This is a genomic window from Bosea vestrisii (genome assembly GCF_030144325.1).
In the GTDB taxonomy this organism is placed as follows: Bacteria; Pseudomonadota; Alphaproteobacteria; order Rhizobiales; family Beijerinckiaceae; genus Allobosea; species Allobosea vestrisii_A.
In genome coordinates, this window is the sequence record NZ_CP126307.1 from 2,851,087 (window position 1) to 2,877,693 (window position 26,607).

The 26,607-nt window shown below is 61.2% G+C and carries 22 protein-coding genes and 1 pseudogene; 10 read left to right on the plus strand and 13 right to left on the minus strand.

From position 1 onward, the window contains the following. The first annotated feature begins 153 nt into the window (after positions 1-153). The 3 genes from QO058_RS14115 to QO058_RS14125 all read left to right on the plus strand — a co-directional run bounded on the left by QO058_RS14115 (position 154) and on the right by QO058_RS14125 (position 1,541). Positions 154-576, plus strand: coding sequence for a hypothetical protein (locus QO058_RS14115; RefSeq protein ID WP_284172693.1), 423 nt, complete (start codon positions 154-156; stop codon positions 574-576). Between the two features lie 379 nt (positions 577-955). Continuing rightward, on the plus strand, positions 956-1,198 hold the full coding sequence (locus QO058_RS14120; RefSeq protein WP_284172695.1) for a hypothetical protein: 243 nt from the start codon (positions 956-958) through the stop codon (positions 1,196-1,198). A gap of 148 nt (positions 1,199-1,346) precedes the next feature. Next, entirely contained in the window at positions 1,347-1,541 is a 195-nt protein-coding gene (locus tag QO058_RS14125; RefSeq protein WP_284172697.1) for a hypothetical protein, read from the plus strand. Between the two features lie 1,124 nt (positions 1,542-2,665). Here the strand turns inward: QO058_RS14125 and QO058_RS14130 are convergent. The 4 genes from QO058_RS14130 to QO058_RS14145 all read right to left on the minus strand — a co-directional run bounded on the left by QO058_RS14130 (position 2,666) and on the right by QO058_RS14145 (position 5,566). Further along, the gene (locus QO058_RS14130; protein ID WP_284172699.1) at positions 2,666-2,866 is read right to left on the minus strand and encodes a hypothetical protein; all 201 of its coding nucleotides are present in this window, start codon (positions 2,864-2,866) and stop codon (positions 2,666-2,668) included. Positions 2,867-3,289: 423 nt separating this feature from the next. Next, on the minus strand, positions 3,290-3,445 hold the full coding sequence (locus tag QO058_RS14135; RefSeq protein ID WP_284172700.1) for a hypothetical protein: 156 nt from the start codon (positions 3,443-3,445) through the stop codon (positions 3,290-3,292). An 84-nt stretch (positions 3,446-3,529) separates the two neighbouring features. Continuing rightward, positions 3,530-3,790 (minus strand): hypothetical protein, encoded by a 261-nt coding sequence (locus QO058_RS14140; RefSeq protein WP_284172701.1) that lies wholly within the window; start codon positions 3,788-3,790, stop codon positions 3,530-3,532. Between the two features lie 1,332 nt (positions 3,791-5,122). After that, positions 5,123-5,566, minus strand: coding sequence for a Ros/MucR family transcriptional regulator (locus QO058_RS14145; protein ID WP_284172703.1), 444 nt, complete (start codon positions 5,564-5,566; stop codon positions 5,123-5,125). Between the two features lie 571 nt (positions 5,567-6,137). Here QO058_RS14145 and QO058_RS14150 point away from each other — a divergent pair. Beyond that, on the plus strand, positions 6,138-7,166 hold the full coding sequence (locus QO058_RS14150) for an IS110 family RNA-guided transposase (RefSeq protein ID WP_284172059.1): 1,029 nt from the start codon (positions 6,138-6,140) through the stop codon (positions 7,164-7,166). A 458-nt stretch (positions 7,167-7,624) separates the two neighbouring features. On the opposite strand, the gene QO058_RS14155 is transcribed toward QO058_RS14150, so the two are convergent. After that, on the minus strand, positions 7,625-9,304 hold the full coding sequence (locus QO058_RS14155) for a ShlB/FhaC/HecB family hemolysin secretion/activation protein (RefSeq protein ID WP_284172706.1): 1,680 nt from the start codon (positions 9,302-9,304) through the stop codon (positions 7,625-7,627). Between the two features lie 274 nt (positions 9,305-9,578). Here QO058_RS14155 and QO058_RS14160 point away from each other — a divergent pair, with 274 nt between their 5' ends. The 5 genes and pseudogenes from QO058_RS14160 to QO058_RS31425 all read left to right on the plus strand — a co-directional run. Further along, complete coding sequence (locus QO058_RS14160; RefSeq protein WP_284172708.1) at positions 9,579-10,949, plus strand: FecR domain-containing protein; 1,371 nt, start codon at positions 9,579-9,581, stop codon at positions 10,947-10,949. 77 nt (positions 10,950-11,026) lie between these two features. After that, positions 11,027-13,744 (plus strand): EAL domain-containing protein, encoded by a 2,718-nt coding sequence (locus tag QO058_RS14165; protein ID WP_347976576.1) that lies wholly within the window; start codon positions 11,027-11,029, stop codon positions 13,742-13,744. A gap of 295 nt (positions 13,745-14,039) precedes the next feature. Further along, positions 14,040-15,965, plus strand: coding sequence for an AI-2E family transporter (locus tag QO058_RS14170; protein ID WP_284172711.1), 1,926 nt, complete (start codon positions 14,040-14,042; stop codon positions 15,963-15,965). A gap of 66 nt (positions 15,966-16,031) precedes the next feature. Beyond that, positions 16,032-17,312: a phospholipase D-like domain-containing protein gene (locus tag QO058_RS14175; protein ID WP_284172901.1), complete on the plus strand. Its 1,281-nt coding sequence runs from the start codon at positions 16,032-16,034 to the stop codon at positions 17,310-17,312. 441 nt (positions 17,313-17,753) lie between these two features. Then, positions 17,754-18,209 (plus strand): annotated as a pseudogene (locus tag QO058_RS31425) (DUF6894 family protein); the annotation flags it as partial. 478 nt (positions 18,210-18,687) lie between these two features. Here the strand turns inward: QO058_RS31425 and QO058_RS14185 are convergent. The 7 genes from QO058_RS14185 to QO058_RS14215 all read right to left on the minus strand — a co-directional run bounded on the left by QO058_RS14185 (position 18,688) and on the right by QO058_RS14215 (position 23,351). Continuing rightward, entirely contained in the window at positions 18,688-19,113 is a 426-nt protein-coding gene (locus QO058_RS14185; RefSeq protein WP_284172713.1) for a DUF1236 domain-containing protein, read from the minus strand. Positions 19,114-19,324: 211 nt separating this feature from the next. Then, entirely contained in the window at positions 19,325-19,672 is a 348-nt protein-coding gene (locus tag QO058_RS14190; protein WP_284172714.1) for a hypothetical protein, read from the minus strand. A gap of 71 nt (positions 19,673-19,743) precedes the next feature. After that, complete coding sequence (locus QO058_RS14195; RefSeq protein WP_284172716.1) at positions 19,744-20,007, minus strand: hypothetical protein; 264 nt, start codon at positions 20,005-20,007, stop codon at positions 19,744-19,746. 222 nt (positions 20,008-20,229) lie between these two features. Continuing rightward, positions 20,230-21,084 (minus strand): NAD(P)/FAD-dependent oxidoreductase, encoded by an 855-nt coding sequence (locus QO058_RS14200; protein ID WP_284172718.1) that lies wholly within the window; start codon positions 21,082-21,084, stop codon positions 20,230-20,232. Positions 21,085-21,171: 87 nt separating this feature from the next. Continuing rightward, a complete protein-coding gene (locus tag QO058_RS14205; RefSeq protein WP_284172719.1) occupies positions 21,172-21,774 on the minus strand; it encodes a cysteine hydrolase family protein in 603 nt (200 codons plus the stop codon). Positions 21,775-21,978: 204 nt separating this feature from the next. Then, a complete protein-coding gene (locus QO058_RS14210; RefSeq protein ID WP_284172720.1) occupies positions 21,979-22,452 on the minus strand; it encodes an AtaL-like protein in 474 nt (157 codons plus the stop codon). A 38-nt stretch (positions 22,453-22,490) separates the two neighbouring features. Then, positions 22,491-23,351: an SDR family oxidoreductase gene (locus tag QO058_RS14215; RefSeq protein ID WP_284172721.1), complete on the minus strand. Its 861-nt coding sequence runs from the start codon at positions 23,349-23,351 to the stop codon at positions 22,491-22,493. Positions 23,352-23,455: 104 nt separating this feature from the next. Here QO058_RS14215 and QO058_RS14220 point away from each other — a divergent pair, with 104 nt between their 5' ends. Continuing rightward, entirely contained in the window at positions 23,456-24,349 is an 894-nt protein-coding gene (locus tag QO058_RS14220) for a LysR family transcriptional regulator (protein WP_284172722.1), read from the plus strand. A 265-nt stretch (positions 24,350-24,614) separates the two neighbouring features. Here the strand turns inward: QO058_RS14220 and QO058_RS14225 are convergent, their stop codons facing one another. Then, positions 24,615-26,468 (minus strand): sensor domain-containing phosphodiesterase, encoded by a 1,854-nt coding sequence (locus tag QO058_RS14225; protein WP_284172902.1) that lies wholly within the window; start codon positions 26,466-26,468, stop codon positions 24,615-24,617. Positions 26,469-26,607 lie beyond the last annotated feature (139 nt).

The window sequence follows — 26,607 nt, forward strand, 5'->3', positions numbered from 1 at the left end:
CCGGTGCGATGGGCGCCGCTTCCCCAGCTTTCTCATCGCTCGTGCCATTCCCGGAGCGATCCGATGATGTTTGTGGGTGTGTGCCAGTGCGGGCCACGCTCGCCATGCCGATGTTGTCGTCGCCTTTTCCGAACTCACTCAGGAGAGTCCGTCATGCTGAGGGCGCATAGGATCATGATCGAACAAGGCAGCGCCTGGGCAATACTGGGGCTCACGGACAAGCGGGAGAAGTCCGGAACATCGGCTTTCGGACGTTGGCTGCACGCAAGGGACAGCACGGAGGAACGCAAGATCAGCTTCACCAGCGACAGCAAGGAATACCTGTACTGGGAGTGGAAGTCCGAATCGCCTGCCACGATGCTGATCGGGTCGAAAACGCCGCGCGCATCGCACAAGGCCGGAGAAGAGGAGTACTTCCAGGTCTTGATCACGCTGACCGGTCTTCGCCGAAATTCGGAGGGCAAGTTCGGAGGCAGCGGCAGTCAGGACGCCGGTAGCGGCAAAGGCATCCTGACCTATAATGTCAGCCCATATTTCGAGAAGGGCGCTATCGAATGGACGGTCGTTGCCTACTGAAGCTCAGCGCCGGCCGATCGCGGCCGTGATCAGCGCCCTGGCGTCGGCGCCGGCCCATTTGGCCGGGCCCTGGAGCAGAGCGAGCCGGCCGGCTTGACCATCAGGCTGATCGGCCTGCCCTCGGCTGTCTTCACCGCGCGGATCTCCTAGAATACCTTGGCCTGCGGGGTCGGCGGCTTTAGCGGTAGCTTTGGAGCCGACGATGCGCCCAGTGTTCCAGGCCGAACGTTGATAGATCGGTTGAGCTCGCGACCCACGTTGCAGTTCCGACGGCCTGCTTAGAGCGCCGCCACCCGCCTGCTGGAAATCGTCGCCTCTGGTTCATGTCGACTTCCCGACAATCGACGTCGTCCGCCACCCGGGCGGCAAGAGGTTGCAAATGAACCAAACGCAGAGGCGCGGACTGGCCCGGCTCATGCTCCGTTGGCCGCAGCGTCGGATGGAGCTCAAAGACAGATGCGGCCAGGATACGCGTTTCCTCGAACTATCCGAAGCTTACGAGACCGCATGCGGGGCGGCGAACTACTGGGCGAAATCGGGGTCGCCAGAAGGACAGACGCGTGCGGAAGAGTACCGCGCGCTCGCTTTTGAGATCGAACGCGACATTGATGAGTTCTTTTAGCCTCGCCATTTGCCTCGCGGATCAAGCGTCGAGTTCGACAGCAGGACTGCCTGGAGCCCCTTTGCGGACCTAGCATAAGGCGCCATAAATCGGACTCGGACGTTTCCGACTGGTGAAGGGACACGCCCTCGTACCGAAGGCAACAGTGATGATCGCAGCCTATATCGACGAGTTCATCATGTTTTGCGCAGGCCTATGGATGACGGCCATCGGTCTCGGTTACCTGTCGTTGCCCGGCAATGCCGCCACCCGGCCCCCTTGGGTTACGACGCTGACTGGTCACTTCAACTGGATGGGCCCATTGCTGCTTGCCATCGCCGTCGCTCTGGCGATCGCGTCCTAGACCCGATTGCCCGCCCCGCACCCTCCCCTGGTTCGATTTGTTTAAGGCAGCCGGAACAGCACCCCGGGTACGCCGTTTGAACGACATCGAGGGGCACAGCCGAACACCGGCAGAGCACCATGGCAGGCGATCGAGAGGATACTAGCTATGGAAAATGGGTTCAAAGCGATGTCGCAGAAAGCCGAAGGCGGCTCCCCCATGACCGTGCCTCGGACCGCCTCAAGGCATATGGTGTGGACACGGACGTGATGACCGAGGCAGCGACAGAGCGCGTGAGCGAACTCCAGCAACTCATCATGGACGAAGTCCGGGCACGCCCTATGCGGGCCCTCGGATGGGCGGCGGCCGCCGGCGTCGTTTTCGGCTTCTGGGCAGCGAAATAGGTTGTGGGAGGCCTGCTTGCCTTTTTCGCCGTACGGGCGACGGCGGCTCTAAAGCGCGCCGCAATCACCTATGTCTTTATGGCTGCGAGTGCGCTGATCACGGTCTTCGCGCTCGGCTACGCTCTTAACGCCGGATACGTGGCGCTGATGTTTCGCTACGGTCCAATTGCGGCCAGCCTGATGATAGCGGGCGGACTGCTCGCGGTGGCGGCTAGCTGCGTTGTAGCCGCGCGTATCGTAAGCAAGCGGCCTGGTGTGGTCTCGGCCCCGCCGGAAGTGAGGTCGCAATACGCGCATGTGCTTTTAATGCGAGCCGCACGCCCGCGGGCTCGCTCTCGGTGCTGGCTTGGCAGGTGCCGCGACCATGACGGCGGCAATTGTCTGCGTCCGAGTGCGCAGGGCCTCTCGTGTCCATCCCCGGGTCGGCTCGAGAAAGGCTGAACAGGCATAGGCCTGTAGTTCGATTTCCGGCGGTTCAATCAAACTCAGGAGCGCAGCAGCTGGCGCAGAATTGCGGCGAGTAGCTAGCGAGCCCGTTCATCAATGAAGCCCGATCGGCTTCCAAAGCATTCCTAGGGCAAGCGCCGCATTCGACGAAATCGCAACGCAGATCCAGATTTCCAATGGAACGCGATACAGCATTGACCTCTCCCTCGTGGCGGTACAATCGCCGAAGCGGAAGGCCGTTCCACGAGAGCAACGCATTTGAGGCAAATGCCGCGGATCGTGGTGAAGTGCGAGTTAATGCTGATGCCGTCCGGCAGTCCCTTTCTCTTCGCCCTGCTCATCCCGTACGACAACTCGACCGCCCAGTCGCATGGCCCATTTCTCGGCGTAAGCCTTCACCTCGTCGAGGTTGGGGGAGCGGCAATAGAAAGAGCCGGTCGCGTCCTTCATGGCCCAATCATTGCCTAGTCGGCAGACTTTCAGAATCTGGTTCATTTTCGTCGCCTCCCTCTACGATTCAACCAAATCGGCCGTTGCAGGTTCCGGCTCAGCAGCCATCGCGTCCTACGCGTGCCGCCGAGACTCATCGGCGCTCGCCGCTACGCCCTAGCCTGCATGAACACCAAGCCCCCAGCCGCTACGGCCGAGTCATGGCATAGCGATTGGCCGGCGGGAGGGCTGCAGTTCGATCGTCTGCTCAAATTTGTAGTCATCGATCTCGGACGGCACTAGAACAGATCAGGTTCCCGGCCTTCGCAGAACAAGGCTAAGCCAAGCAGCAGATCGGGGCGAATATCGAATTTGGTCTTTTGCATAAAAACGTAGGAACTCGGCTTCAGTGGATCAATCCGTGCCGATTTGATCTGAATTTCTCGGAAAGGCCCGCGCTCGCGACGCACGACGAAATCAATGCCCCGGTCATCGACCTCCGGTCGAGTAGACCTGGAAGCCGGCCATCGTGAATTCCATCTTGAAAAAATATTCGGCGTAGGCGCCCACCTTCTGGTTATTGAGCCTGCTCCACGCATGGCGTCTGGCGTTGCGCAGCGTCTCCGAGCCGCTCTTGTCCGTCATGAACTTCCTCGCCCCGTACCTGTCGCTTGCCGCGCCGTCAGCCGTCCGATTACTCACGAGACGAATACTCGAAGATATGGCTCTTTAGGGCGGCGGATGGGAGAGACCGGGAGCGAGCCTCCCTCTGAATGCTCTCCATCCATTCGCGAAAAGCGTCCTGTGCCGCCTGATCGAACCGCATGATGCGCGGCTCCTGCCGCCCCAGAGCATCGAGTAGGCACCGTCCGCCTCGACGAGCAGGATCATGAAAAGATCCTGGCGGATGTCCGCTGGATTTTCGAAGCCGGAGATAACTCCGGCGTCGATTTCGAGGTGCCGGGTGTGGAGCGGGATGACGTTGCTCATGCCGCCCTCCGCTCGATGACTTTGACCGGCACACTCAGGATGTACCGGGCGTGTCCATGTCCATTTAGGGCAGATCATCCTCAATGATAGGTCGATCTCTGGCGGCCTCGTCCATTGGGCCCGGTGCCATCCTCGAGTACGAATGCTAACTCAGTTTTTTGCCTCGCGTGCGCGCAAGCGCGCGAGGAACGCCTCTCAGCGCCGCATATCGCGGGGGAACTGGATCACATTGGAAGGGGGCGTGGCAGCTTGGAGCGCTGCCTCGATTGCTTTACGCAACTGCTTGTCTTTACTGGTCTGTCCAGTCACGCAGAAAAATGCACTTAGGAGGTGGACGGTGCATTCGTCATAGCTCGAAATGGAACGTACTCTATTGCGTTTCAACGGCATGAGGCCCCACGCGGTACACAATGTTTCAGATTGGGCCGACATAGGCATAGCGGCTCAGGAAAGCGCAAAAATCGGGCCGAAGCCTTGTCAAAAGCCATGCCGCAATGCGAGCACAGGGCTGAGGCCGGATGCTCAGCGCGAACGCAAATATTCGCGGAAGATTCGAAACAGTCGCCTAGCGCATCAAGATCAGCGGCAGCGCGACACCCGCTCCCAGCACGACGACAACTGCGACCCTGATTAGGACGCCGACAGTACCCGGACTTACCAACATGACAGCCTCCCTGGGCGCGTGTGAACGCGGCTAGCGGGCCTTTGTTCCGGGAGCACGTGGCAGTCTTTTGCGGCGCTGCCAGACGCGCCGGGTCTATCCTGCCCTATAGTGACTGCGACTGGCGGCGTCGGACCACCGGGCCTGCAAATGTGCTTACCATTGGCGACGTAGACACGCTTGAGACTAGTGAGGAGGCGACTGCTTCCCTCACCGGCTCGGCGCCCAATCAGGTGCTCAAACTGGGCCTGCCGAAGGGGAACACGGGCGCTACTGGCGCCGCTGGTACCATTGAGATTGGCGATTTCGATACGGGCGCGCCAGGCACAGACGTCATCATCGACAATACGGGCTCACCTGAAAACGCCGTTCTCGACATTACCATTCTGCGTGGTGACCTCGGCGCGACTGGCGCAGCGGCCACCATTGCTGTGGGCGACGTCACAACGAGCCTGCCGGGTTCCGACGCCGGAGTCACAAACGTCGGTACGTCTGACCCGGCGATCTTCGATTTCGTTATACCCCGCGGCGAACAAGGCCCACCTGGCTCGGTTGTCGACGGCGATAAGGGCGACATCATTGTCACCGCCGGCGGTATGACGCTCTCGTCGGCGATAGCGGTGCCGGCGGCGAGCCAGTCAAAAATCAACCGGCCGCCATGTCGCCTACCCTTACGCCTTAGCGCGACCCCGCTTGGCCGCTGCAGGCGCGGTCTTCCGGCGCTGCTGGCCGAGACCCATCTTCTTTGCTAGTTGCGAGCGAGCCTCAGCATAGGCTGGCGCGACCATGGGGTAATCGTGGGGCAGACCCCATTTCGCGCGATATTGATCAGGCGTGATGTCGAACGCCGTTCGCAAATGCCGCTTCAGTGACTTGAACTTTTTGCCATCCTCGAGGCAAATCAGATGATCCGGCGTGATCGACTTTTTGATCGACACCGCAGGCATAGTCTTCTCTTCTGGTGCAGGCGCCTGAGCTTGCCCGAGGCCGGTTAGCGCTGCATGCGTAGCGGCGATCAGCCCAGCTAAATCAGTGGCCTGAACCGAATTATTCGCCACAAAGGCGGACACGATGTGAGCCGTGAGTTCGGCAAATCCCTGATCATCTTCTAACATTTCTTTTTCTCACTTTGAATACGTGATCAATCTCAATCAACTCGATGATTCTACTCATCGGGGCAAGGTATTTTTATGGCAGTAGACGCAGAAAAACTCACTCTCATTTTGGAGGCGAAAACAAACGCTTTGAGCAGCAGCTCAAGCGTCAGAACTCGCAGGCATACCGCCTATTTAAACAGATGGAAGACCGTGCGAGCGCAATGGAAAAGGCGTCGGCGCGTCTTTCAGCGCGTTAGGCAAGCGCGTCGCCGGTGTGTTCGCGGGCCTCGCTGTCGGCTCAGCTCAGCCCCAGCGTGAGCCTTGGCATGCGCATCGACTCCGAGCTCGCGGCAAACACTCGCCGCACTGGCGGTACGGCCCAGTTGAGAGTCAGCTTCTGAGCCAAGCGACAGCGATTGGCCGCTGCTGGCAAGCATCGTACGAGGCGGAGCAAATAGCATTGCCTTCGCCGCCTCGGGCTCGCAGGCACTCCAGGGTGACCTACCCACAAGCATGCGTAATCGGGCGGACCCGCGAGGGTTCAAGCTCCCATTAGGATCTCGGCAGATCCAAGAGGGAGGGAGACGCGATGTTCTACGCTGCGCTGGATGTGTCGTTGCGCTCGGTGGCGATCTGCATCATCGACTATGACGGGAAGATTTGCCTAGAGCGCTCGGTGCGCTCGGCCGTGCCCGATGTCCTTCTTTGCCTTGCGGGATTTGGTCAGCCGATCCATCAGGTCGGGTTTGAGGCCGGCGCGCTGACACAGCCCATCACCTACGGACTGACGGAGGCTGGCTACAACGTCGTCTGCATGGAAGCGCGTCAGGTCGCGGCTGCGCTTTCGGCCATGCGGAACAAGACGGACAAGCATGACGCCCGCGGCATCGCCCAGATTCTCCGGTCGGGGTGGTATAGCCGAGTGCATGTGAAGAGCGTCGAGAGCCACCACATGCGAGCGCTGCTGACGAGCCGCAAGGTGATGCAGCGAAAGTGCATCGACCTTGAGAACGAGATCCGCGGCCTGTTGCGCATCTTCGGCGTCGTGCTGCCTCTCCGATTGTCCCGGGGCGCTTTTGATGCCGCTGTACGTGAGACGATCGAGACCGATCCTGCACTCAGCCAAGCGCTTCTGCCGATGCTGGAGGCGCGGGCGATGCTCTTCGAGACCTTCACCGAGCTTGATCGGCGGGTGAAGCGAGCCGCCCGCGAAGATACGATCTGTCGGCGCTTCATGACCGTGCCGGGCGTTGGCGAGATCACCGCCCTCAGCTTCAAGGCTGCCGTGGACGATCCTGCTCGCTTCAAGAGCTCGCGGACGGTCGGGGCTCACTTTGGGCTGACACCTCGACGCTTCCAGTCCGGCGAGACGGACAATCCAGGTCGGATCTCCCATGCCGGAGACGTCGACGTTCGCGCTGCGCTCTACGCGGCCGCAAACGCCATGTTGATGCGCTCGATCACCTGGTCGAGTCTCAAGGCCTGGGGTGTGCGGCTGATGAAGACGAAGGGTCGCCGGCGCGCCATTGTCGCGGTGGCGCGCAAGATTGCCGTCGTGCTCCATCGTATGTGGGCCGATGGTACCGACTTCCGACTGGGATCGGAGGCTGCGGCATGACCTGACCACAGCTCTCAGCGATCCTGGCCGGGATCGTCCCACGCGGACGAAGGAATGGATGAAGCCGAAGATGTCTGCTGCGCTTCAAAGCGCGTCCACAAGCGAGGCTCTCCAGACCCAATCCGATGCATGCGTGCAGCGGCTTCGCTCGACAGAAGCCACCAGACTGCGAAGAGAAGCGTGACCCGCGTGAACGAGACCCCGGCATAGAGGTGCAATCCGAGCTTGACCCTGCTGCCCGATTAGAGGAGCGGACATTCTAGATGTCGGCTATGGGCCAGCTTCGGTTTTGTTCATGCGGCGTTTTGAAGTTCGCATTCGGGCCGGGAGCGAGGTCGTGTCTTGGCCTGGCCCATAGCTGACGTCACCAATGTCGGCTTTCTGGCGATTCAGCGATCAAGATGCGTCTCCTAGGGTTCGCGGCCGACAGCTTGGCCTCCTGAGTGATCGACCGCAGCTTACCCGCAGCGCCATTCGCCCCGCTCGGGACAAGTCCGCAGCGTCGTCGCGAGCGAGAACAAGACGGTCGCGCCACGACCGCCTCTGCTGGGAGAGTTGTAGCTCAGCGGCGCAGCGACGGTGATGCCAGCCTCGACCAAATCGTTGAGCTGCAGGCGCACGCCACCGCCCGCCGCGGAGAGCGACTGCACGACGTCCCTCGGCGCCGCATAGCTGCGGACTGCTCCGCCCTCGACGAAACCGAAAAGCTGCACGTTCTTGAGGAAGGATAGGCCGGGCCGGTAGTCGTAGCGCAGCTCGGCCGAGCCGGCGATGCCGTTGTCGCCGGCGAGCCAGCCGCTTTGGAAAGCGCGCCCGAAGGCGCCGCCGCCAAGATAAAATTGCTGCGAAATCAGCAATGCCTCGGAGCTGACCTGACCGGACGCAGCAAGCTTCATCGACCAGTTGTCGCCCAAACCCTGATAGCGCGTGAGTGCGCCTTGTACCACGTAGAAGTCGCCCGAGCCGTCGAAGCGCGAAAGCCGCGGATCGTACCGGCGTGAGGCGCCGTCGATGCCCAAGCCCCTGCGCAGGCCCAGCGTGGCGTAGGCCGTGCCGTGCCAGTCGTCGCGGAGGCGATAATCGGCCGTCAAGCTCGCGATCCGCAGGCGGTCGCGATAATTGATACCGAAAACGCCCTCCTCGACGATGTTGCTGATGCCGAAACTGGCAGTCAGCGAGAGCGACTGTCGCTGGGTCTGCAGCGCGACGACCGTCGCGCGGGCCTCCAGGTTTTCGGCATCGGACCGAACGCGGTCGAAACGGCGCAGATCGCCGGGCCAGACGACGCTGCGCGACGCCGAGACGCCGACTCGCATCCAATCCCAACCGAGCGGCGCATCATAGGAAATGCGGCCGTAGCGGAGCTCCTGCGTCGAGCCAGGCACGGACGACAGATTCACCGCGAGCGTGTCACCGGGGATGAGCAGCGAATTCAGCGCAGCGCCAAAATAGGCCTGCCATGGGCCGACGGCATTGGAGGCGCCATTGTCGATGCCTGCCGCGACGAAGACGCTCCAGCTGTCGAGGATCACGGTCAGACGGAACCGTCCGGTGCCGCTGCCGATCTCCTCCAGCGTGGTGTCCTTGACACGCACGCCCGGCAGGTCGTTGACGAGCAGGAGTTGACGCTCGAGCGTCGCCAGTCTGGCCGGCGTCTCCTCGGTAATGGGCGCCAGCATGCGGCGTGTGCCGAAGCGATTCGCCTCGTCGCCCTGCACCACAAGCTCAGCGATAGTGCCAGTAATGATCCTGATGGAGACGATGCCGCCCTTGATGTCCTGAGGCGGAATGATCGCGCGTGTCAGGTGATAGCCGGCGTCGCGATGGAGCTTGCTGATCTCGCCTGCGAGAGTGACGAGACCTACTTGCGAGATCGGCTTGCCGAGCCTGTCCTGATAGGCGACGTCAATATCGCCGGAGGCGAGCGGGCTGTCGCCTTCGATCCTCACTGTCGCAAGCGTGAACAACGCCCGTTCTTCGCCACCCGGTTGATCGGGCGCGGATCTGGCAGGGGGAACGGAAATCTCGTTCCGCGTTTCCTGCAACCGCTCGACGCGCCGCTGCTCGAAGCCCTGATCGATCGGCTGGATGGGCGGCGCCGGGCGGCGGTCGCTCTGGGCGTCCGCTGGTCCGATCAAGGCCGGCGCGCAACTGAAGAGCAGGAATATCGCCGCCCGCAGACTACCATTGGATAGCCCACCCGCTCGCCGCCAAGCCATCTCGAACATGCATCCGCCTGTTGGGCTTCTGCCCGGTCTTCTCCGCCTGAAAAAACGGTAAACAGACGTAGTTAATCGAAGCTTAATGGGTACTTCCGTTTCTGAACGTCACGCTAAGCCACCATTCAGAACTGCCTGCTAGAACGCGGTATAGCCGGCTTTTCACGACCTCCAGAACGGAGACCGCCCACCCATGCTGCGAGCGACCCGCATCCTTCTCGCTGCGGGCCTGTGGGCCCTTTTACTTGCGTCCAGCCCAACTCAGCTGCTGGCCCAAGACAATATCTGGCAGGTCAGCAAGGTCTCGGGTGACGCCTGGATTGCTGGTTCGGGCGTGCAGCAGGTGTCGCTCGGCCAGGCCACGACGCTCAAGCCGGGCGACACGATCCGGACCGGGCGCAATGGCCGCGTCCTCTTGGTACGCGGGGCAGAGAGCATGCTCATCTCTGCCAATTCGCAGGTCGCCGTGCCGGTGACAGCGGGCTCGGGCCGTTCGACGATCCTGCAGCAGGCAGGATCGATTCTGCTCGATGTGGAAAAGCGCAATGTCCAGCACTTTGAGGTCGAAACCCCCTTCCTGGCAGCCGTCGTCAAGGGCACGCAGTTTCGTGTCACCGTGACTTCGGGCATTGCCAAGGTCGATGTTCAACGCGGTCAGGTCCAGGTTTCTGATTTCCGCTCGGGCCAGTTCGTGCTGGTCCAGCCCGGGCAGGCCGCCAGCGTCGCAGGAAGCGGAGCAGTTGGCCTCAAGCTCTCGGGCACCGGACAATTCAATCCGACCCAGCAAGGAGCGCCGCGCTCGCCCTCGATCCGCCCCATTTCCGTTCCGCGCGACGGCTTGCCACCGCCTGCCGGAGCTGGCCGGGCCGGTGGCGGCGAAGGTTCGGGCAAAGCCGTACCCGTCAGTGGTGGAACGGTGCGCATCGGCGCGACAATGGGCGAGACCCAGGTCAACGTTCATGCGGCGACCAAGGGTTTGGCACGCAACCCGGGCGACGGAGCTGCCGCATACGGACGCGGGCAAGCCACATTCTGGTCGACCGGAGAGCTTTCGCCAGCCGGAACCACCAACAACGGCCAGCGGGCCGGAAATCCGGATGTCAAATCGGACAGTACGAAAGCTTCGAATGCCAATGGCCAGGCGAACAGTAACGCCAGCGGCGCGGGCGTCTCCGGTAAGGGTGGCGGCAACGGCACAACGAAAGTCGTCGGGATCGGCCACGGCATTTCGGGCGGGAATGGCAACGGCAATGCCGGTGGGAATGGCAACGGCAATGCCGGTGGGAACGGCAACGGCAATGCCGGTGGGAACGGCAACGGCAACGCCGGCGGGAACGGCAACGGCAACGCCGGCGGGAACGGCAACGGCAACGCCGGCGGGAACGGCAACGGCAACGCCGGCGGGAACGGCAACGGCAACGCCGGCGGGAACGGCAACGGCAACGCCGGCGGGAACGGCAACGGCAACGCCGGCGGGAACGGCAACGGCAACGCCGGCGGGAACGGCAACGGTAACGCCGGTGGAAATGGTAACGGGAATGGCGGCGGAATTGCGCGGCGCTGATCCTTGACGGAATTGTCAGCTTTTCTGCGTTAGCGTTGGACGACGCTTACCTCAATACCCGGCAGGGTGGCAGACAAGTGACTTTGTATCGGCCCCACCTCATTGCATTCGGGTTGCTTGCACTAGCCTGGCTGGTTGGCTTGCCGACGGCTCTCGCAGATCTCATCAGCGACAAGCGCTTTCTCTGGCCAAAGCGCCCGGCCAGCGAAAGCATCGCGTTGGTCGAGATCGATGCGCCTTCGTTGGTGCGGATCGGTGTATGGCCATGGCCGCGCCACCATCATGCCAAGCTGATCGAGCAACTTGATGCAGCCGGCGCGACCGAGATCTTTTTCGACATCGACTTTAGCGCCCGCTCCCATCCGGTGGATGACGCGGCATTTGCGCAGGCGTTGGCGAAAGCGGGCGGCTCCATCGTGCTGGCGACCTTTCAACAGCGAGCCGGCGACCTCAGCCGCGGGGTGACATTGCATGTGAACCGGCCCTTGCCGGAATTCGCCGCTCACAGCTGGCCGGCCGTGGTCAATGTCCTGCCCGAGAGGGATGGGCTGGTTCGTCGCTATGGCCTTGGCGCACGCATTGGTGGGGAGTTCCTGCCCTCGTTCGGCGCCTTGCTGGTCGCTCGACATGACGAGCAGGGTCCATCGTTCCACATCGATTTCAGTATCAGAACCGATACGATTCCGGCTGTATCCTACACTGCGGTGCTCGATCGCGAGCCACAGGCGCTGGCACAGCTCAAGGGACGCAAGGTCATCGTCGCTGGAACGGCCGTCGAGTTGGGCGACCGTTTCAACATCCCCAACGGCCGCGTCATCCCGGGCTCCATGCTGCAATTGCTGGCCGCTGAGTCGCTGCTACAGGGCCGCGACCTGCAACCCACCGGCCTGCCGCTTTCGGTCGTCGGAATTCTCGCCATTCTTGGGGGAATGGTTGTGCTGTGCCGGCGAGCCAGCGCAAAAACACGTGTCGCGATCGTGCTGTGGACGGCGGCCTCACTGGAGGTCGGCGCGCTCATCATCCAGGCGCAGTGGCCGATCATTGTGGACACAAGCATCTGGCACCTCCTACTCAGTGCCTATCTGATCGCCATCGCACTTCATGAGATCGACTTGCGTGGGCTGCTGCGCGGAATCGCCGAGCGGCGCTTCCAACGGATTGCGATGTCCCTTGGCGATGGGCTCGCTTGCCTCGATGATCAGGGGCGCATCGTCTTCTGGAATCCGGGCGCATCAAGAATTTTTGGCTATCCGGAGGCTGATGCGATTGGCAGGCCTTTCACCGCCTGCTTGGCCGATCCTGGCGATCTAGCACCGGCACAGCTTGCCCGCCTGCGGGATGCCGCGGCGACGGAGGCTGCTGTCGATCACATTCTGGACCTCGTCGGCCTCAGGCGTAGCGGCGAGCGCTTCGCCTTGGAGGCAAGCGTCTCTAGCTGGCAAGGCGCCGACGGCCTGCAATTCGGCATCGTCCTGCGCGACATCACCGTCAAGCAGCGCGAGCGCGAGCGGATTCGATACCTGGCCGAGCACGACGACCTGACAGGGTTGCTTAATCGACACGCATTCGGTCAGCGTCTCTCTGCGGAGTGGGACAAAAGCGAGACTCCCGCATTGGCGGTGCTGCTGATTGGCATCGACCGATTTCACCATTACAGCGACATCCACGGTCGTGAATTCGGCGACCAGGTCCTCGTCGCTTTCGCCGAGAGGCTGCGCGCGTTGGTGCCTCTGAACACCGAAATTGCACGCTTTGCTGATGACGAATTTGCCCTGATCGTACCGAAGGAATTCGCTGCGGCAGTGGCGGATGACGTCGCGCGTGATTTCGGGGCCGCGGCGCTCGTCTTCGGCGAATGGCGCCAGCGTGTGGCGGTGCGCATCGGCTACGCCCTCGCTGAACCGGGCTGGAGCGCGGATCATCTGATTGGCAACGCCCATCTTGCGCTGGAAGCGGCAAAAACGACCCACGACGAGGGGCCGGTCAGCTTCACAGCTTCCATGCGGGACAGGATCGCCTCACGACTGACGCTCGAAGCCGAGCTTCGCCTCGCCTTCGAGAGAAGTGAGTTCGAGCTGTTCTATCAACCGCAATTGCAGCTGTCGGATCAGAGCGTGATCGGGGCTGAGGCCTTGATCCGCTGGCGCCATCCCGGGCGGGGCATGATACCGCCAGGGCAATTCATCCCGGTTCTCAACAACTCTCCCCTGTCAGATGCGGTTGCGAATTGGGTTTTGGCCACGGCCTGCCGACAGTCCCGGCAATGGCAGAAGGCGGGCACGCCGATCCGTGTCGGCGTGAACCTGTCGCCCTCGCAGCTGCAAGGCAGCGATTTGCAGGACACAATCGCTGCGCTGCTCGAAGAAACCGGGCTCGCCCCGGAATTGCTCGAACTGGAAGTAACGGAAGACATTCTGATCGAGGATGCCGAAAACGCCCAGAGGACGTTCCGGGAGATCCGGGCGCGCGGCGTCAAGATCGCCTTCGACGATTTCGGAACCGGCTATGGCAGCCTGAGCTACCTCAAGACGTTCCCGCTCGACACGCTGAAGGTCGACCAGACCTTCGTGCGCCACCTGCTGAATGACAGCGGCGATGCCGCCATTGTCCGCGCGACGATCGACCTCGGCCGTTCGCTCGGCCTGTCGGTCATCGCTGAAGGTATCGAGGATGGCGAAACCGCCAATTGCCTCAAGGGCATGGGATGCGACGAAGGGCAGGGCTACTATTTCGGCCGGCCACTTCCAGCAGCAGAATTCGAACAGCAGTTTCTGGCGCGCCGGCACGTCGCCTAGTGGCGGCTTTATGACCGAGCGGAGTTGTACACGCATTGGCCCAGCGCGTTCGACGTGCCGAAATGCGCTCGGGCCGGTGCGGTCAAGGCTAAAGCGGTGGCATTCTCTGCGAGCGGCTTGCTGCCTGCGATTTAATGAGCGGCGGAAAGGCTTACCCCGGAACCCTGATACCTTATCAATGTTCTAAAGAGGCTCGCCGTCACGCGACGCAATCGAACTCGTTATCTGCCTGCATCGTGAGGTGCTTATCAATCGGCAGCTCAAAGCCGGCGTTGCGATCGAAGGACACTGAACGATGCCCGCGATCGATCCTCCCTCCGTCATGCCAAATCCAGCAACGAAGTCGTCAACTGATAGGGTTGCCAGTGTCGCTATCGGCGCTTTCATCATTGCCGCGCTGTATTTCGGACGCGAGGTTTTCGTGCCGGTAGCGCTTGCCATCCTGTTCAGTTTCGTTCTGGCACCGCTGGTCAAAGGGTTGCAAAAGCTACGTATTCCGCGAGCTCTGGCGGTTTTCACGGTTGTCCTGATCGCCTTCGCGACCTTGGCTACCTTGACGATGGCTATGGTTGGCCAAGCGACCCAATTAGCTGGTCAGCTGCCGACATATCAAAGCACGATGCGCGCAAAGATCGCCGCGTTGAAGGGCTCTGAAGCGGGAAGCGGAGTCCTGAGCCGGGCAGCGGATATTCTGCAAGACCTGAGCAAGGAACTTGACCGCCCCGAGGCAGAATTTCCTCCTTCGAGTGAGGTAGCCGGCCGTTCTCGAGAGGGGCGTCCAATTCCGGTCGAAGTTCACCAGCCCGAGCCGGGCGCAATCGAAACTCTGCAGGCATTTTTGTCGCCGCTACTTCACCCTCTGACCACCACGGGCATCGTTCTGATCTTCGTGGTCTTCATCCTTCTGAAGCGCGAGGATCTTCGAAATCGGTTCATCCGGTTGACAGGTACCTACGACCTGCAGAAGACCACGGCCGCGTTCGATGATGCCGCCAGGCGCTTGAGCCGACTGTTTCTCACCCAACTCATTGTCAACGCAGGGTTTGGAGTGGTGATCGGTTGCGGCCTTTGGGTCATCGGCGTTCCCAGTTCGCTGCTATGGGGCATTCTGGCGGCGATCCTGCGCTTCATACCTTATCTCGGGGCGGTGCTTTCCGCCGTCTTCCCGATGGTGATCGCTGCATCGGTCGATCCTGGGTGGATGATGCTCGCGCTGACAGCCGGATTGTTCCTAATTACAGAACCGCTTGTGGGGCATGTCATCGAACCGTTGGCCTATGGCCGCTCTACCGGACTATCGCCTGTCGCCATCGTGGTCGCAGCGACATTCTGGACCTGGTTATGGGGGCCCATCGGCCTCGTTCTGGCCACGCCATTGACCGTTTGCCTTGTGGTACTAGGCCGACATGTCGAAAGACTGGAATTTCTAGACGTCATGCTCGGGGATCGGCCTCCGCTGTCGGCCCCGGAGATCTTCTATCAACGCATCCTTGCTGGTGATCCGGCGGAAGCAGCCGACAAGGCTGAGGAGGTGCTGAAGGAGCGCTCGCTCTCCGCTTATTACGACGAGGTCGCGCTCGAGGGGTTGCGGCTCGCTGCAGCCGATGAGGCGCGTGGCGTTCTCGATGCCGCTCGTCGAAATCAGATTCTTGTGACAGTGCGGGAGGTCGTTGAGGACCTGTCCGACCATGACGACACCCGACCGGCACTCAACGTTGCCACAGCAGATGCGGAGACAGAGGCCGCCGTTGAACAGACAGATGAGAGTGAAGGCACTTCCGATCTGCCGGTTCTCGCCGCGGCGGAACTCGGCGAGACGTTCACGGGCCGAGATCGCGTTGTCTGTATCGGCGCAAGGTCACAGCTCGACGAGGCGGCTGCTCTCATGCTGAGCCAGATCTTGGAAAAGCACGGGCTGGCAGCGGAGGCCTTGCCGCCAAACACCTTATTGACCTCGGGCATGGTGCAACTTGCTGAACGCGATCCCGCCTTGATTTGCCTTTGTTATATCGGCCCGCAGAGCGCTGCCCACATGAAGTATGCCCTCAGGCGCCTTCGCCGTCACATGCCCTTGGCGATCCTTGTTCTTGGGCAGCTGTCGCAAGTTTCGGATCCCAAAACAGACGATAAAGGCCCGTCGCTGGCCGATGCTGTGGAAACTTCTCTCCGAGGCATCTGCAGGGTCTGTCTGAAATTCGCGGCGAAGGGGGCTCCGACGTGACCAGAAACGTACGATTCTCTATGCGCTCGTCTCTGCAACCTCACGCCCTAGCCTAATCCCGTGCAGATGAATTTTCGACGCCATCCACTCGTCATTAGCCTGGTTTCGGCTGCTATCGGCGCCCTGGGTTATGTAGTTGTCGGCAACTTATTGCCCGAGCCGCAAGAGCTGCGGCAACCGCTTCCGCACAATTTGGCTTCCTCGGATCGTCAGTTGAAGACATCCATGGGGGCGCTCTTCGGATCCAGCTACATTCCGGGGAACCGCGTCGAGACACTCGTGAACGGCGCCCAGATATTCCCCACGATGCTGCGCGCAATCCGAGAAGCGCGGCAAACGATCACCTTTGAAACTTACATCTATTGGCGCGGCGCCATCGCCAACGAATTCGCGGACGCGCTCTCGATCAAAGCCCGCAAGGGCCTCAGCGTGAAGGTTCTGCTCGACTGGGTCGGCAGCCTCCCGATGGACGAGGGCCTGATCAAGCGGATGCAGGAGGCTGGCGTCGAGGTTGTTCGGTTCCGCCCCGTCACTTGGTACACCCTCGACCGAGTGAATAACCGCACCCACCGGAAACTGCTGATCGTCGATGGGCGCGTGGGCTTCACCGGCGGTGTCGGCATCGCCGATGAATGGAATGGTGATGCGCGTTCGCCGAACGAATGGCGAGATAATCATTATAGGTTGGAAGGGCCGGCCACCGCAGAACTCCAGGCGGCTTTCGCCGAACATTGGATTGAGGCGACGGGCGAACTGCTGCTGGGCGATCGCTTCTTTCCGACACTCCAGCCGACAGGCGATCACACAACGCAGGTTGTCATCAGCTCGACTCATCAGCGCAATGTCATGCACCTAATGCTGATGACGGCGCTTGCCTCAGCCCAGAAGAGCATCCGGATTGCCACGCCGTATTTCGTCCCTGATGACCTAACCAGGCGGCAGCTCCTGGAGGCTCGCAGGCGCGGCGTGGACGTCCAGATTATCGTCCCCGGACCTCAGACTGATGCGCGCCTCGTCAGGAAAGCTTCTCGGCATCTTTGGGGTAATTTGCTTGAGGCAGGTGTAAAAATTAGCGAATTTCAGCCCACGTTCTTCCATTGCAAGCTGGTGGTCGTCGACGACGTTTGGACCTCAGTCGGTTCGACGAATATCGATGACCGAGCGTTGAGGCTCAACGACGAGGCCAACATCAATCTATTCGATCAGCGGTTCGCGAGCATCCAGATTGCCTTGTTCGACAAGGACGCCGCTGCTTCCAAGCCTTACACCTTCTCAGACTGGCAAAATCGCGCGGCAAACGAGAAGTTTTCAGACTGGATTTCAAGCCTTGCGAGATCGCAGATCTAAAGAGCATTAGGAACCCGGCGTAAATGCGGATAGCTGCTCACCGCAACGCGGGCGCCGTGGTGGCACGGTGGTCTCGGTCAAAGCCGCTGATGAGCAGGCCGCTGCGGTGAAGCCGTTCTAGACGGTGCAACTCCAATTGGTCAGAATGCGCGCGTTGCTCAGTATCGCTAGGAGGGCTGGACGCGCTTCGATTAGAATGCAGACCCTTACAAGGGCTCGATGATCATCTGAGCTTCGGAGGGTAGCCGCAGATGCGCATGTGTTGGCATGATCGCAGATTGTCCCCTGTCTGACGGCGGACCCGGGCCTACGCAAAAGCCCGGGCCATTGTTCTGTTGAACCTAAGGTCAGGATTTCACGGAGTGCGACATGCCGAAATATCACGTCTCGAACGATGACGAAGCGCAACTCGACGATGGCAACTAACGCGTTGAGCTCGCGAGCGACAAAGTTGCCGCCGACGAGGCGCGGCGGGCGCTTGCCGATATTGCGCAGGAGCAGTTGCCGGACGGGACGCACCGCGAGATGAAGGTCTTGGTGAAGAATGAGGCGGATGAGGTCGTCTACCAGGCCTCGCTCAAGTTTCGAGGCGAGTCGGCCGAGGACATGAGGTCGGAAGCTGCCAAGGCGGCCAAGAATGCTCGAAGGGTGCCCAGTAAAAGCTCGCTCATTTCCGACGGAGCCATTGTCGCAACCGAGCCCATCGGTCAGCTCCAAATAATGTTAACCGCGCCATGGGATGTTGGAGAAATGGAATATCGGCGGCCAGCAGGAAGAGGCCGAGGGGCAACATCCAAATGCCCAGGCCAGGCAGAATTGCAAAGACGCCACCAACCATCAGAAGTAAGCCAGCAGGTATCGGACCCATCGGGAGGCCGGGTGACGGAGCCATCTTAGCGCTGACCCGGCCCAGAGAGGCACCTCCCGCTCAAAGCGCTTGAATGCTTGGCGTAAAGCCTGCCTGCAGTCGAGCATGGCGCTGCTCCATATCGCCGGAACTAGTGAATGTAGCGGGCGGCCGACTAAGGCGACCCGCTACACCACGCCGGTTGCTTAGCCGCAGATGCGCATGCGCCTGATGACGACCTCACCAAACCGGTTGACTCGGCGCTTTTCCACCATCCGACAATCACGGTAGCGGCTCCGCACCACTCGGCGCTCGTCATACCCTCGCCGTTCTCGATATCTAGGGCCGTCGTAGCCGAGGCGGTCAATGCGCGTTTCGATCCGAACCTGGGATTGCGCGGGGGCGGTGAGAAGTGCTGCCGATGCGATGCCGGCAGCCAATAGAATTGTCCGAAACATACCGTCTTCCTTTCTGCCGTGGGCGAAACGTTCGGAACCCACCCAGCTTGGGATGGGCTCCGACCTTTGGTCATTCGATGATCTGAACGATCTTGCGCGACTTGGGCTCGACCAGGACGGTCTGGTCATTGATGACCGTGTAGCGATACTCGGTCTTGCCGTAGCGGGCGGGCACATCGTGGTAGGTCACCGTCGTCGGCAACGTTGCGCCGACTATGACCTTTTCCCGATATGTGACCGAAGGCACCTTTTGCTCCCTCACATAGGTGCGAAACTCGGTCCGCTGATCCGCGGTGATACCGCCGACCACCGCGCCGACTGCAGCGCCACCGACCGCACCTACAGCTGCACCAGCGGGCCCACCGACGATTGCCCCTCCGACGGCACCAGTACCTGCACCGGCGGCAGCGCCCCCGGCTGCGCCCGAGTTGGACTGCGAGAACGCCGTCGCCGGGACAATGGCGAGCGCGGCGATAACAACGAGGTTCTTAATCATGGATCGTCTCCGTGCGTGGCCCCCGCCGCAGTTCTAAACGGTCGTCCAGATCGCAGGTTCCATGAATAGTCATTCATAATTACTACGTTCAGCAGTATTAACGCCTGTTCATCTTGATGTTGAGAAGATGTGTCTCAAGCTTTGATTGTACCAACGGGGTTTGACGTCGTTAACCCCATGCGCAGGCGCAGCCGCGCATTGCCTGGCCCACTTAGTAGACCAGGGCGAGACCTCTCTGCCGGAGAGATGCGAAAAGGACGAGCGGGGCTGCGGCGCGGTAGGACACCGCGATCATTCGTCGTCGTCTGTGCGCGTCATCCTGCTCGGTCCCGGCCATGCGCAGCATGATACGGCCGGCTGTAGCTAGAAGGCTCTTCCTCGTCTTCCACGGCAGCCGGCGTCGGATCTCCCGCTCGATCCCCTTCAGCCTGACCGACGAGCTAAGTATTGCCGACGATGACAGCGGCCATTCGGCGATGAGGGACGGTGAGGCTTCGACGGCGTGCTTGGCAGGCATCCAGGCCAACTCGAGAATGGAAAGGTGCAGGGTGAACTTCAATCGATCGCGTGTGTTTCGGAAGGCAAGAACCAGGGCTCACGTCGACCACGTCACAGCAGACGCGACTGCGCTCAATGAGGAATCCCGACGGATGAAGCGCTGACCGCGCTTGCCGACGCTGCGGCCAACCAGAAGGCGAAGTCCGGCACGGCTGCGAGATCCTCAAAGGCAGCGTAAGGTATTGAGACGCAAAAGGCGGTGGCGGAAACGTCACCGCCTTTTTGCAACTGCAGGATTTCGATGTCGCGGGCGGTGATCAGGATTTGTTCTTGATTGAGTTTTTCTTCAAGCGTGCACCGGAACCCACTCCACCATTCCTTGTCCAGGGCGTCCACAACCACTTCGAAGATCTCGATCTCGTCGCTCTGGGTGTCATTGCCACTTTGCAGCGGCCTTGCGCCGGCGTGCGCTTGTGAGCCGTCACACCGCCAAATTTCTCAGTCAGTTCGCGTTCGATGCCCGTGAACATGCTCTCGGAAAACGGCGTTCCGTCATTGCTGTTCATCGGAATATAGATTTCGACGCTCTTCATGGTCGCTCCTGGGAGATCACCAACATCATGATCCGCGAGAGCGTGCCCCTGACGACAGGGGCCATAAGAGTGGTCGCTCCTCGCCGAGATCGTTCCTGAGGGTCACGGCGGCGATCGCGGCCTGCCCGTTACAGACGCTGATTTGATCCAGGCCGTAGACGACATCTCCGGCTGCATAGAGCTGTTTTACAGCCGTGCGCTGGTGGCGATCGACTTTGATGCACCCATCGTCCGAGGCGCTGGCGCCCAGGATCTTTGCGAGCCTTGAATGAATGGAAGAGCCAAGTGCCGGATAGACGGCATCGTAGATTTCGCTTTCGTCTGCGGTCGCCACTTCAAGACCGTTTTCGCGAAGATTGATCGCAGTGATGGGGCCGAGCCGGATGGCAGCATTAATCCGCCCAAGGCGGCGCCGCAGATCATCGTCAAAGTCGTCGGCTGTATTCGATATGATCGTTACGCGCTCGGTATAGGAGCGCAGGAACTCGGCTTCGCAGACGGCCCTGTCGCCGGTGCCGATGACCGCAACGTTCTGACCGGATACCTCATACCCGTCGCAGACCGGGCAATATCGCAGATGACCGCGGCCAAGTGCTTTGGCGTGAGTGTCATCATCGATATCGGGACGCTTGTTGGTAACACCGGTCGCCAGAAGAACGGAGCGCGCCGCAAAAGAAGTATTCGTTGAATGCGCCGCGAATCCCTCAGGCGTTTTCTGAAGATCCTCGATCCGCCCTTGGATCAGGGCAGCGCCATAGAAGCGGGCATGCTCGCGCAACAGTGAAAGATAATCGCGACCGGAGATCCCTTCTGGAAATCCCGAGAGGTTATGGCTTTCAGGAATCAGGAGCGCTCGACTGTGGCCATTATCGATCAGCACTCACGCGCAAATTAAACCGGGCTAGGTAAATCGCTGCCGTAAGTCCTGCGGGGCCGCCGCCGATTATGAGGCAATCGAGCTCAGAGTTCATGTGCGCCATTCTTCGAGAATCTGTGCTGTCTCCAGGACAGTGATCTGTTGGCTGAAGCGCTGCTCGAACAAAGAGAGCAGGGCATCATGCCCGGTATCGGAAAAACTGCAGACAGCGTCTTTCGCGACGATCACGTGGAAGCCGTGATCGACCGCTCCTAATGCGGATGACAGCACGCAGACATCGGTTTCTGCTCCGGTCAAAATCACCGTTTCAACGTCGCGCTCGCGCAGGTGGGCCACAAGGCTTGCGGCCCGCGAACGCACAATAGACGGGCTTGTCAATGACCGGAGCGGGAGGTGCGAAGCGCGCAAGTTTGGGAACGAGCTCCAGCAAGGCAGGATCGATGCTCGAGTGTCGTCTCGGGCAAGCGGCGATAGAATGCTCTCCAGGCGCCTCTTCGCCGTCTCCGGCGTTGGCGGCGTGACGAAGCGGGTAAAAATCGTCGCGTCGGGCCGATGCTTGGCAAGAGCCACACACTGCGGCAGGACATTGGGCAGCCAGGGCGTTGACCACAGACCCTCGTCCGAAAACACTCTTTGCATGTTGATGCAGATGTGCACGGCGCGAAGCGTCAGAGGCGTCAAAGCATGGTGCATGGACCTCTCCTTTCTTCGCGCTCGCCAATGTCTGTATGTACCTCCGTAGCGAACTGGTCGGTGGGGCAAAACGTTCCACGGTCTCCTATTTTGCTGCCATCCTGCCGGCCTCCGAAGCGCGCACCACTCTGAAATGCCGATCGGCAATGGAGGCTGGATGGGCTAACAAACCTGCACGCCGGTCGGGATCAGTGCTCATGAGGATCAGAGCTTGCCCTCGGCGAGCAGCTCGCGGGTTCGCTTCAGGGTGGACAGCAGGGCGGCCTTGTAGCCCTTGTCGCTGTCGAACTGCGCCTGCTCCGCCTGTTCCTCGGGGCCGTTCGGCTCCTTGCCCCGCAGGCCGAGGTAGCAGTAGAATTTCAGCTGGAGCTCGCCCGCTTCATCCTCGAACAGCTCGTTGACGATCGCGCCTTCACGCGGGCCAGTGGCCTGGAAGAAGGTCACCTTGCGTTGCAGCTCCAGCGTGATGATCTCGCGCAGATCAGTGCCGGCGATCGTGGCGTCGCGCACGAAGTGGGTCGCGCTCTCCTCCGTGACGTCGCAGCGGGTGCAGAGGCCGGGGGGAAGGAACAGGCGCGCGTCGCGGGCCTTTAGCTCCAGGCCCTTCCAGACCTGCTCGTGGGTGAGCTTGGGTTCGCCTTCCGGGTTCACCGGGACGGTGGCGGTTGAATAGATCATGACGATGGTCCTTGTCCGTGTGGTTCGAATGGCGGATGTCAGCCGGCGATCTGCGCGACGTAGTCGCGGTAGGAGCGCAGAGGCCGGCCCAGAAGCGTGGTCAGGCGATCGACGTCTCCGGTCTCGGGCAGCATGCCGTCGGTCAGGAAGCGCTCGGCCATCAGACGCATGTCGAAGGCCATCCAGCTCGGCATGAACTGGCGCAGATTCTGCTCGAAGCCGGCGGTGTCATCGCCCGGGTAGGCGATCTTGCGGCCAAGAACCTCAGTCCATACGGCGGCGGCATCCGCGCCGGTCAGCGTGTCCGGACCGACCAGGTTGATACGTTTGAGCGGGAGCGGCGTGGCCGACTCGCGGCGGATCAACTCGATCGCGGCGATCTCGCCGACATCGCGCGCGTCGATCATCGCCAGGCCCTTGTCGCCGATTGGCATAGGATAGATGCCGTAGCCGGTTACCACATCCTTGATCGTGATCTCGTTGTCCATGTAGTAGGCGGGCCGCAGGACCGTGGCGTTCAGGCCCATCCCCTCGATCATGCGCTCGACGCCGAACTTGCCCGCGAAATGGGGCACGTTGACGTAAACGTCGCTGTGGATCACCGAGAGATAGACGATCCGCTCGATCCTCGCCTCGCGGGCGATATTGAGAGCGATTAGCGCCTGCGTGTATTCGTCGGCGACAACCCCATTGAGCAGGAACAGGGTGGAGACGCCGGACATGGCGCTGCGCAGCGAGTCGACGTCGAGAAGGTCGCCTTGGACGACGTTGACGCCGGCGGGGAATTTGGCCTTGGCGGGATCGCGGACCAAAGCGCGGACATCGGTGCCACGCTTCACGAGTTGTTCTACGACGTTGCGGCCGACATTGCCGGTCGCGCCGGTTACAAGAATAGTCATGGTATTTCTCCGGGGTTGAATTGTTTAACTGGGATTGAATTTAGCGTTCAACATTCCGTAGACTAGATGTTATAAATAGACAGACTGTCTCACTGGTGGAACGCATGGATCTTCTCGCCCTCGCCGATTTCAATCTCGTCGCCCGCCACGGCGGCTTCGGAAAAGCCTCACGCGCCGCAGGGCGCCCGAAGGCAACGCTGTCTCGCCGCGTCGCGGACCTGGAGGCAGGCCTCGACCTCCGCTTGTTCGAGCGGAGCGCGCGCGCATTGAAGCTGACCGAGGAAGGGCGGGCGCTGTTCGAGCGGACCGCTCAGTTGCTCACCGAACTTGACGAGACGGCCGCGGCGATCGCATCAGGCGGTCAGAGTCCTAGAGGGAGGCTGCGCATCAGTGCGCCTCTGCTGTTTTCTCAGACTGCGATGGGCAGGCTGGCTGCAAGATTTGCCCTAAAGTATCCGGAGGTCCGTCTCGAGATCACGACCGAGGACCGTTCCGTCGACATGGTCGAGGAAGCCTATGATCTGGTGATACGGGTCAACCCGGAACCGGATGAAAGCCTTGTCGGACGCGTCTTCCTTCACGATCGCCTGGTGGTCGTGGCAAGCTCGGACATGGCGCCGCCGGCAAGTGGATCAACCGTGCCGGCCGTCGTCCGCGGGCCGGCCCGCCAAGGCGAAGCTTGGAACGTGACGACACCGGCGGGTAAATCGAAGTTCGCGGTCAATCCGATCCTGAGCCTTTCATCGCTCGTGATGGTTCGGGATGCCGTTCGAATGGGCGTTGGCGCCGGGCGTCTTCCCGTCTCGCTCGTCAGTCACGATCTCGCCGACGGCACGCTCGTGCATTGGGGCGACGTGGAAGGGCCGGAAATCGCCCTGTGGGCCCTTTATCCAACGCGTCGGCTACTGAGCGCGCGCGTCTCTGCATTCCTTGACTTGTTGAAGGAAGCCTTTCCGCAAGGGACACCTGACGAACTCGCTGCCTATGTCGGGAGATGAAATCCCGGCCCCGTGCCGCGGAGGCCTAGCCGTACCCTAAGCCCTCAGAGCAAGCTGCTCGCGCCAACCCCGAGTTCGCGTGATCGTCAGAAGCATCTGCTTTGTTCGACTGCCAGCAGCAGGCCGTAGGGCCGCCTGTAAAAGGCGCAGCGCCTCCAGCTCACTCTGCGCGATCGACGAGGAGACGTCCGGCCGATCGCGAGGGCATTTGGTAATGCCCGCCGGTTGAGCCGAGGGCGCCATAGCTCATCCGGGGCAAAAGCGTTTAGGCTGCGAATTCTTTATCCGCCGCGCGCCACGTCATCTGCTTGCGTATCTCGCCGTCAAGTGACTGCCCAAAATGCCTCATCAGCTCGGATGCAATGTCGCGGGGCACCGCTGGCGAGAACAGGTAGCCTTGTCCCAACCTGCAGCCGATATCGGCCAGAAGGTTTGCCTGGGCCTCTCCCTCGATGCCCTCGGCTATAATCCTGATATCGAGCTTGCGTGCGATGTCGACCAGGCCTTCAACGATCGCCAGGCTCGGGTCGCCCTTGGCAAGGCGGTCGATGAACGCCTTGTCAATCTTGATAATATCGACAGGCACCGTAAGCAGATGCGTGAGAGAGGCGAAGCCGGTGCCGAAATCGTCTAGGGCAACCCGCAGGCCATGGCCGCGCAAGGCTTTGATTTCGCGCGCTACGACCGGATCGCGGTCCCCGAGGTAAACCGATTCCGTTACCTCGAGGATGATGTGTTCCAATGGAACGTTCTCGCGCCCGAAAGCAGCTTCGAGACGTGCGTACAGCGTGCCGCTGTGGAAGTCCGCCGAGGTTATGTTGATGCCCACGTGCTGAAGGGGAATGCCTCGCTCAAGCCAGGAACGCGCATCGGCGGCGACGATCGCCATCATGCGTTCTGTCAGCTGCGAGGCCACGCCGACGTCGGACGTGGCGTGATGAAAAGCAGCCGCCGATACGATCTCGCCGCTTTGCTTGCGCAGGCGGCAGAGTGCTTCCAGCCCGACGATCTCGCGGGTATCGAGCCGCACGATAGGCTGGTAGAACGCGTCGATCCTGCCTTCGCGCAAGGCGGCGCCGACATCCCGGATGACCTCAATGCGGGTCTCGATCGCGCTACCGATCCCAGGAGAGTACAGTACGAAGCCGCCGCGGCCATTGTCCTTGGCATCATAGAGGGCATAGTCGGCGTGCTCTCGGACGCTCATCGCGTCGGCGTCCTCTGGCGACAGCACCGCACCGCCGATCGTGGCTCGCGGCAGGATCATGTGCCCGCTGCATTCGGCGGGCACGGCCAGGGCTTCGCGAATGCGTTGGACCACACGCTCGATGTCGGCAAGAGCCTCCGCTCCCTGAAGAATGACGGCGAACTCATCGCCCCCCATTCGAAATACGCGGTCCGGCGCCACCGTGGCGCTGACGCGCGATGCAATCGTTTGCAGCAGAGCGTCCCCGGTTGCGTGTCCGAACGTGTCGTTAATGGTCTTGAGATTGTCGAGGTCGAGGGCCAGCAGTGCCCAGGCACCCGGCTCGGCACAGGGCAGACGCTCCAACGCCACATCGAACCCCGCCCGGTTCGGCAGGTCCGTCAGGGCGTCGACGAAGGCGCGGCGCTCACGCTCGATTACGCGCTGATGGCGTTCCAGAGCTATGGCGCACAGAGAGGCGCAGGAGGCGACCACTTCTCGCTCTTGTAATGTAGGCCCCCGCCTCTCCGGAAAATAGAAGGCAAAGGTGCCTAGCACCGTGCCGTCGGCGGCCTGGATCGGGGAGGACCAGCAAGCGCTGAGCCCCAAGGCCAGAACCGGATCCTTGAAGTCGGCCCAGCGGGGGTCGGATGCGATATCGGTCACCGCCACCCCTGCCCCGAGATAGGCGGCGCTACCGCAGGAGCCGACCTGCGGACCGATCATCAAGCCTTCCAACAACGCGGTATACGCGGCGGGAAAGCTCGGCCCCGCAAGCGGATATAGAAGACCGTTGCGCTCCACCCGCAAAACGGAACACCAGACGCCCGGCAGATGCCTTTCGATCTCACGGCAAAGCCGATCCGTCGTCGCTTCAAGGGCCTCCCCTTTGGCGATCATTTCAAGGATTATGTTTTGGAGCTGCAGCACGATTGCCCGATGTCCCCAACGACTACCCCCTCCAACAGCATTCCACCTGCGGGTGAATCTGGGGTGATGAGGCGTGATGAACGATCACCTAAACGGGGCCCTGGCTTTTGATCCTTCCGCCGCTCTCGAAGCGGTTCGCTAT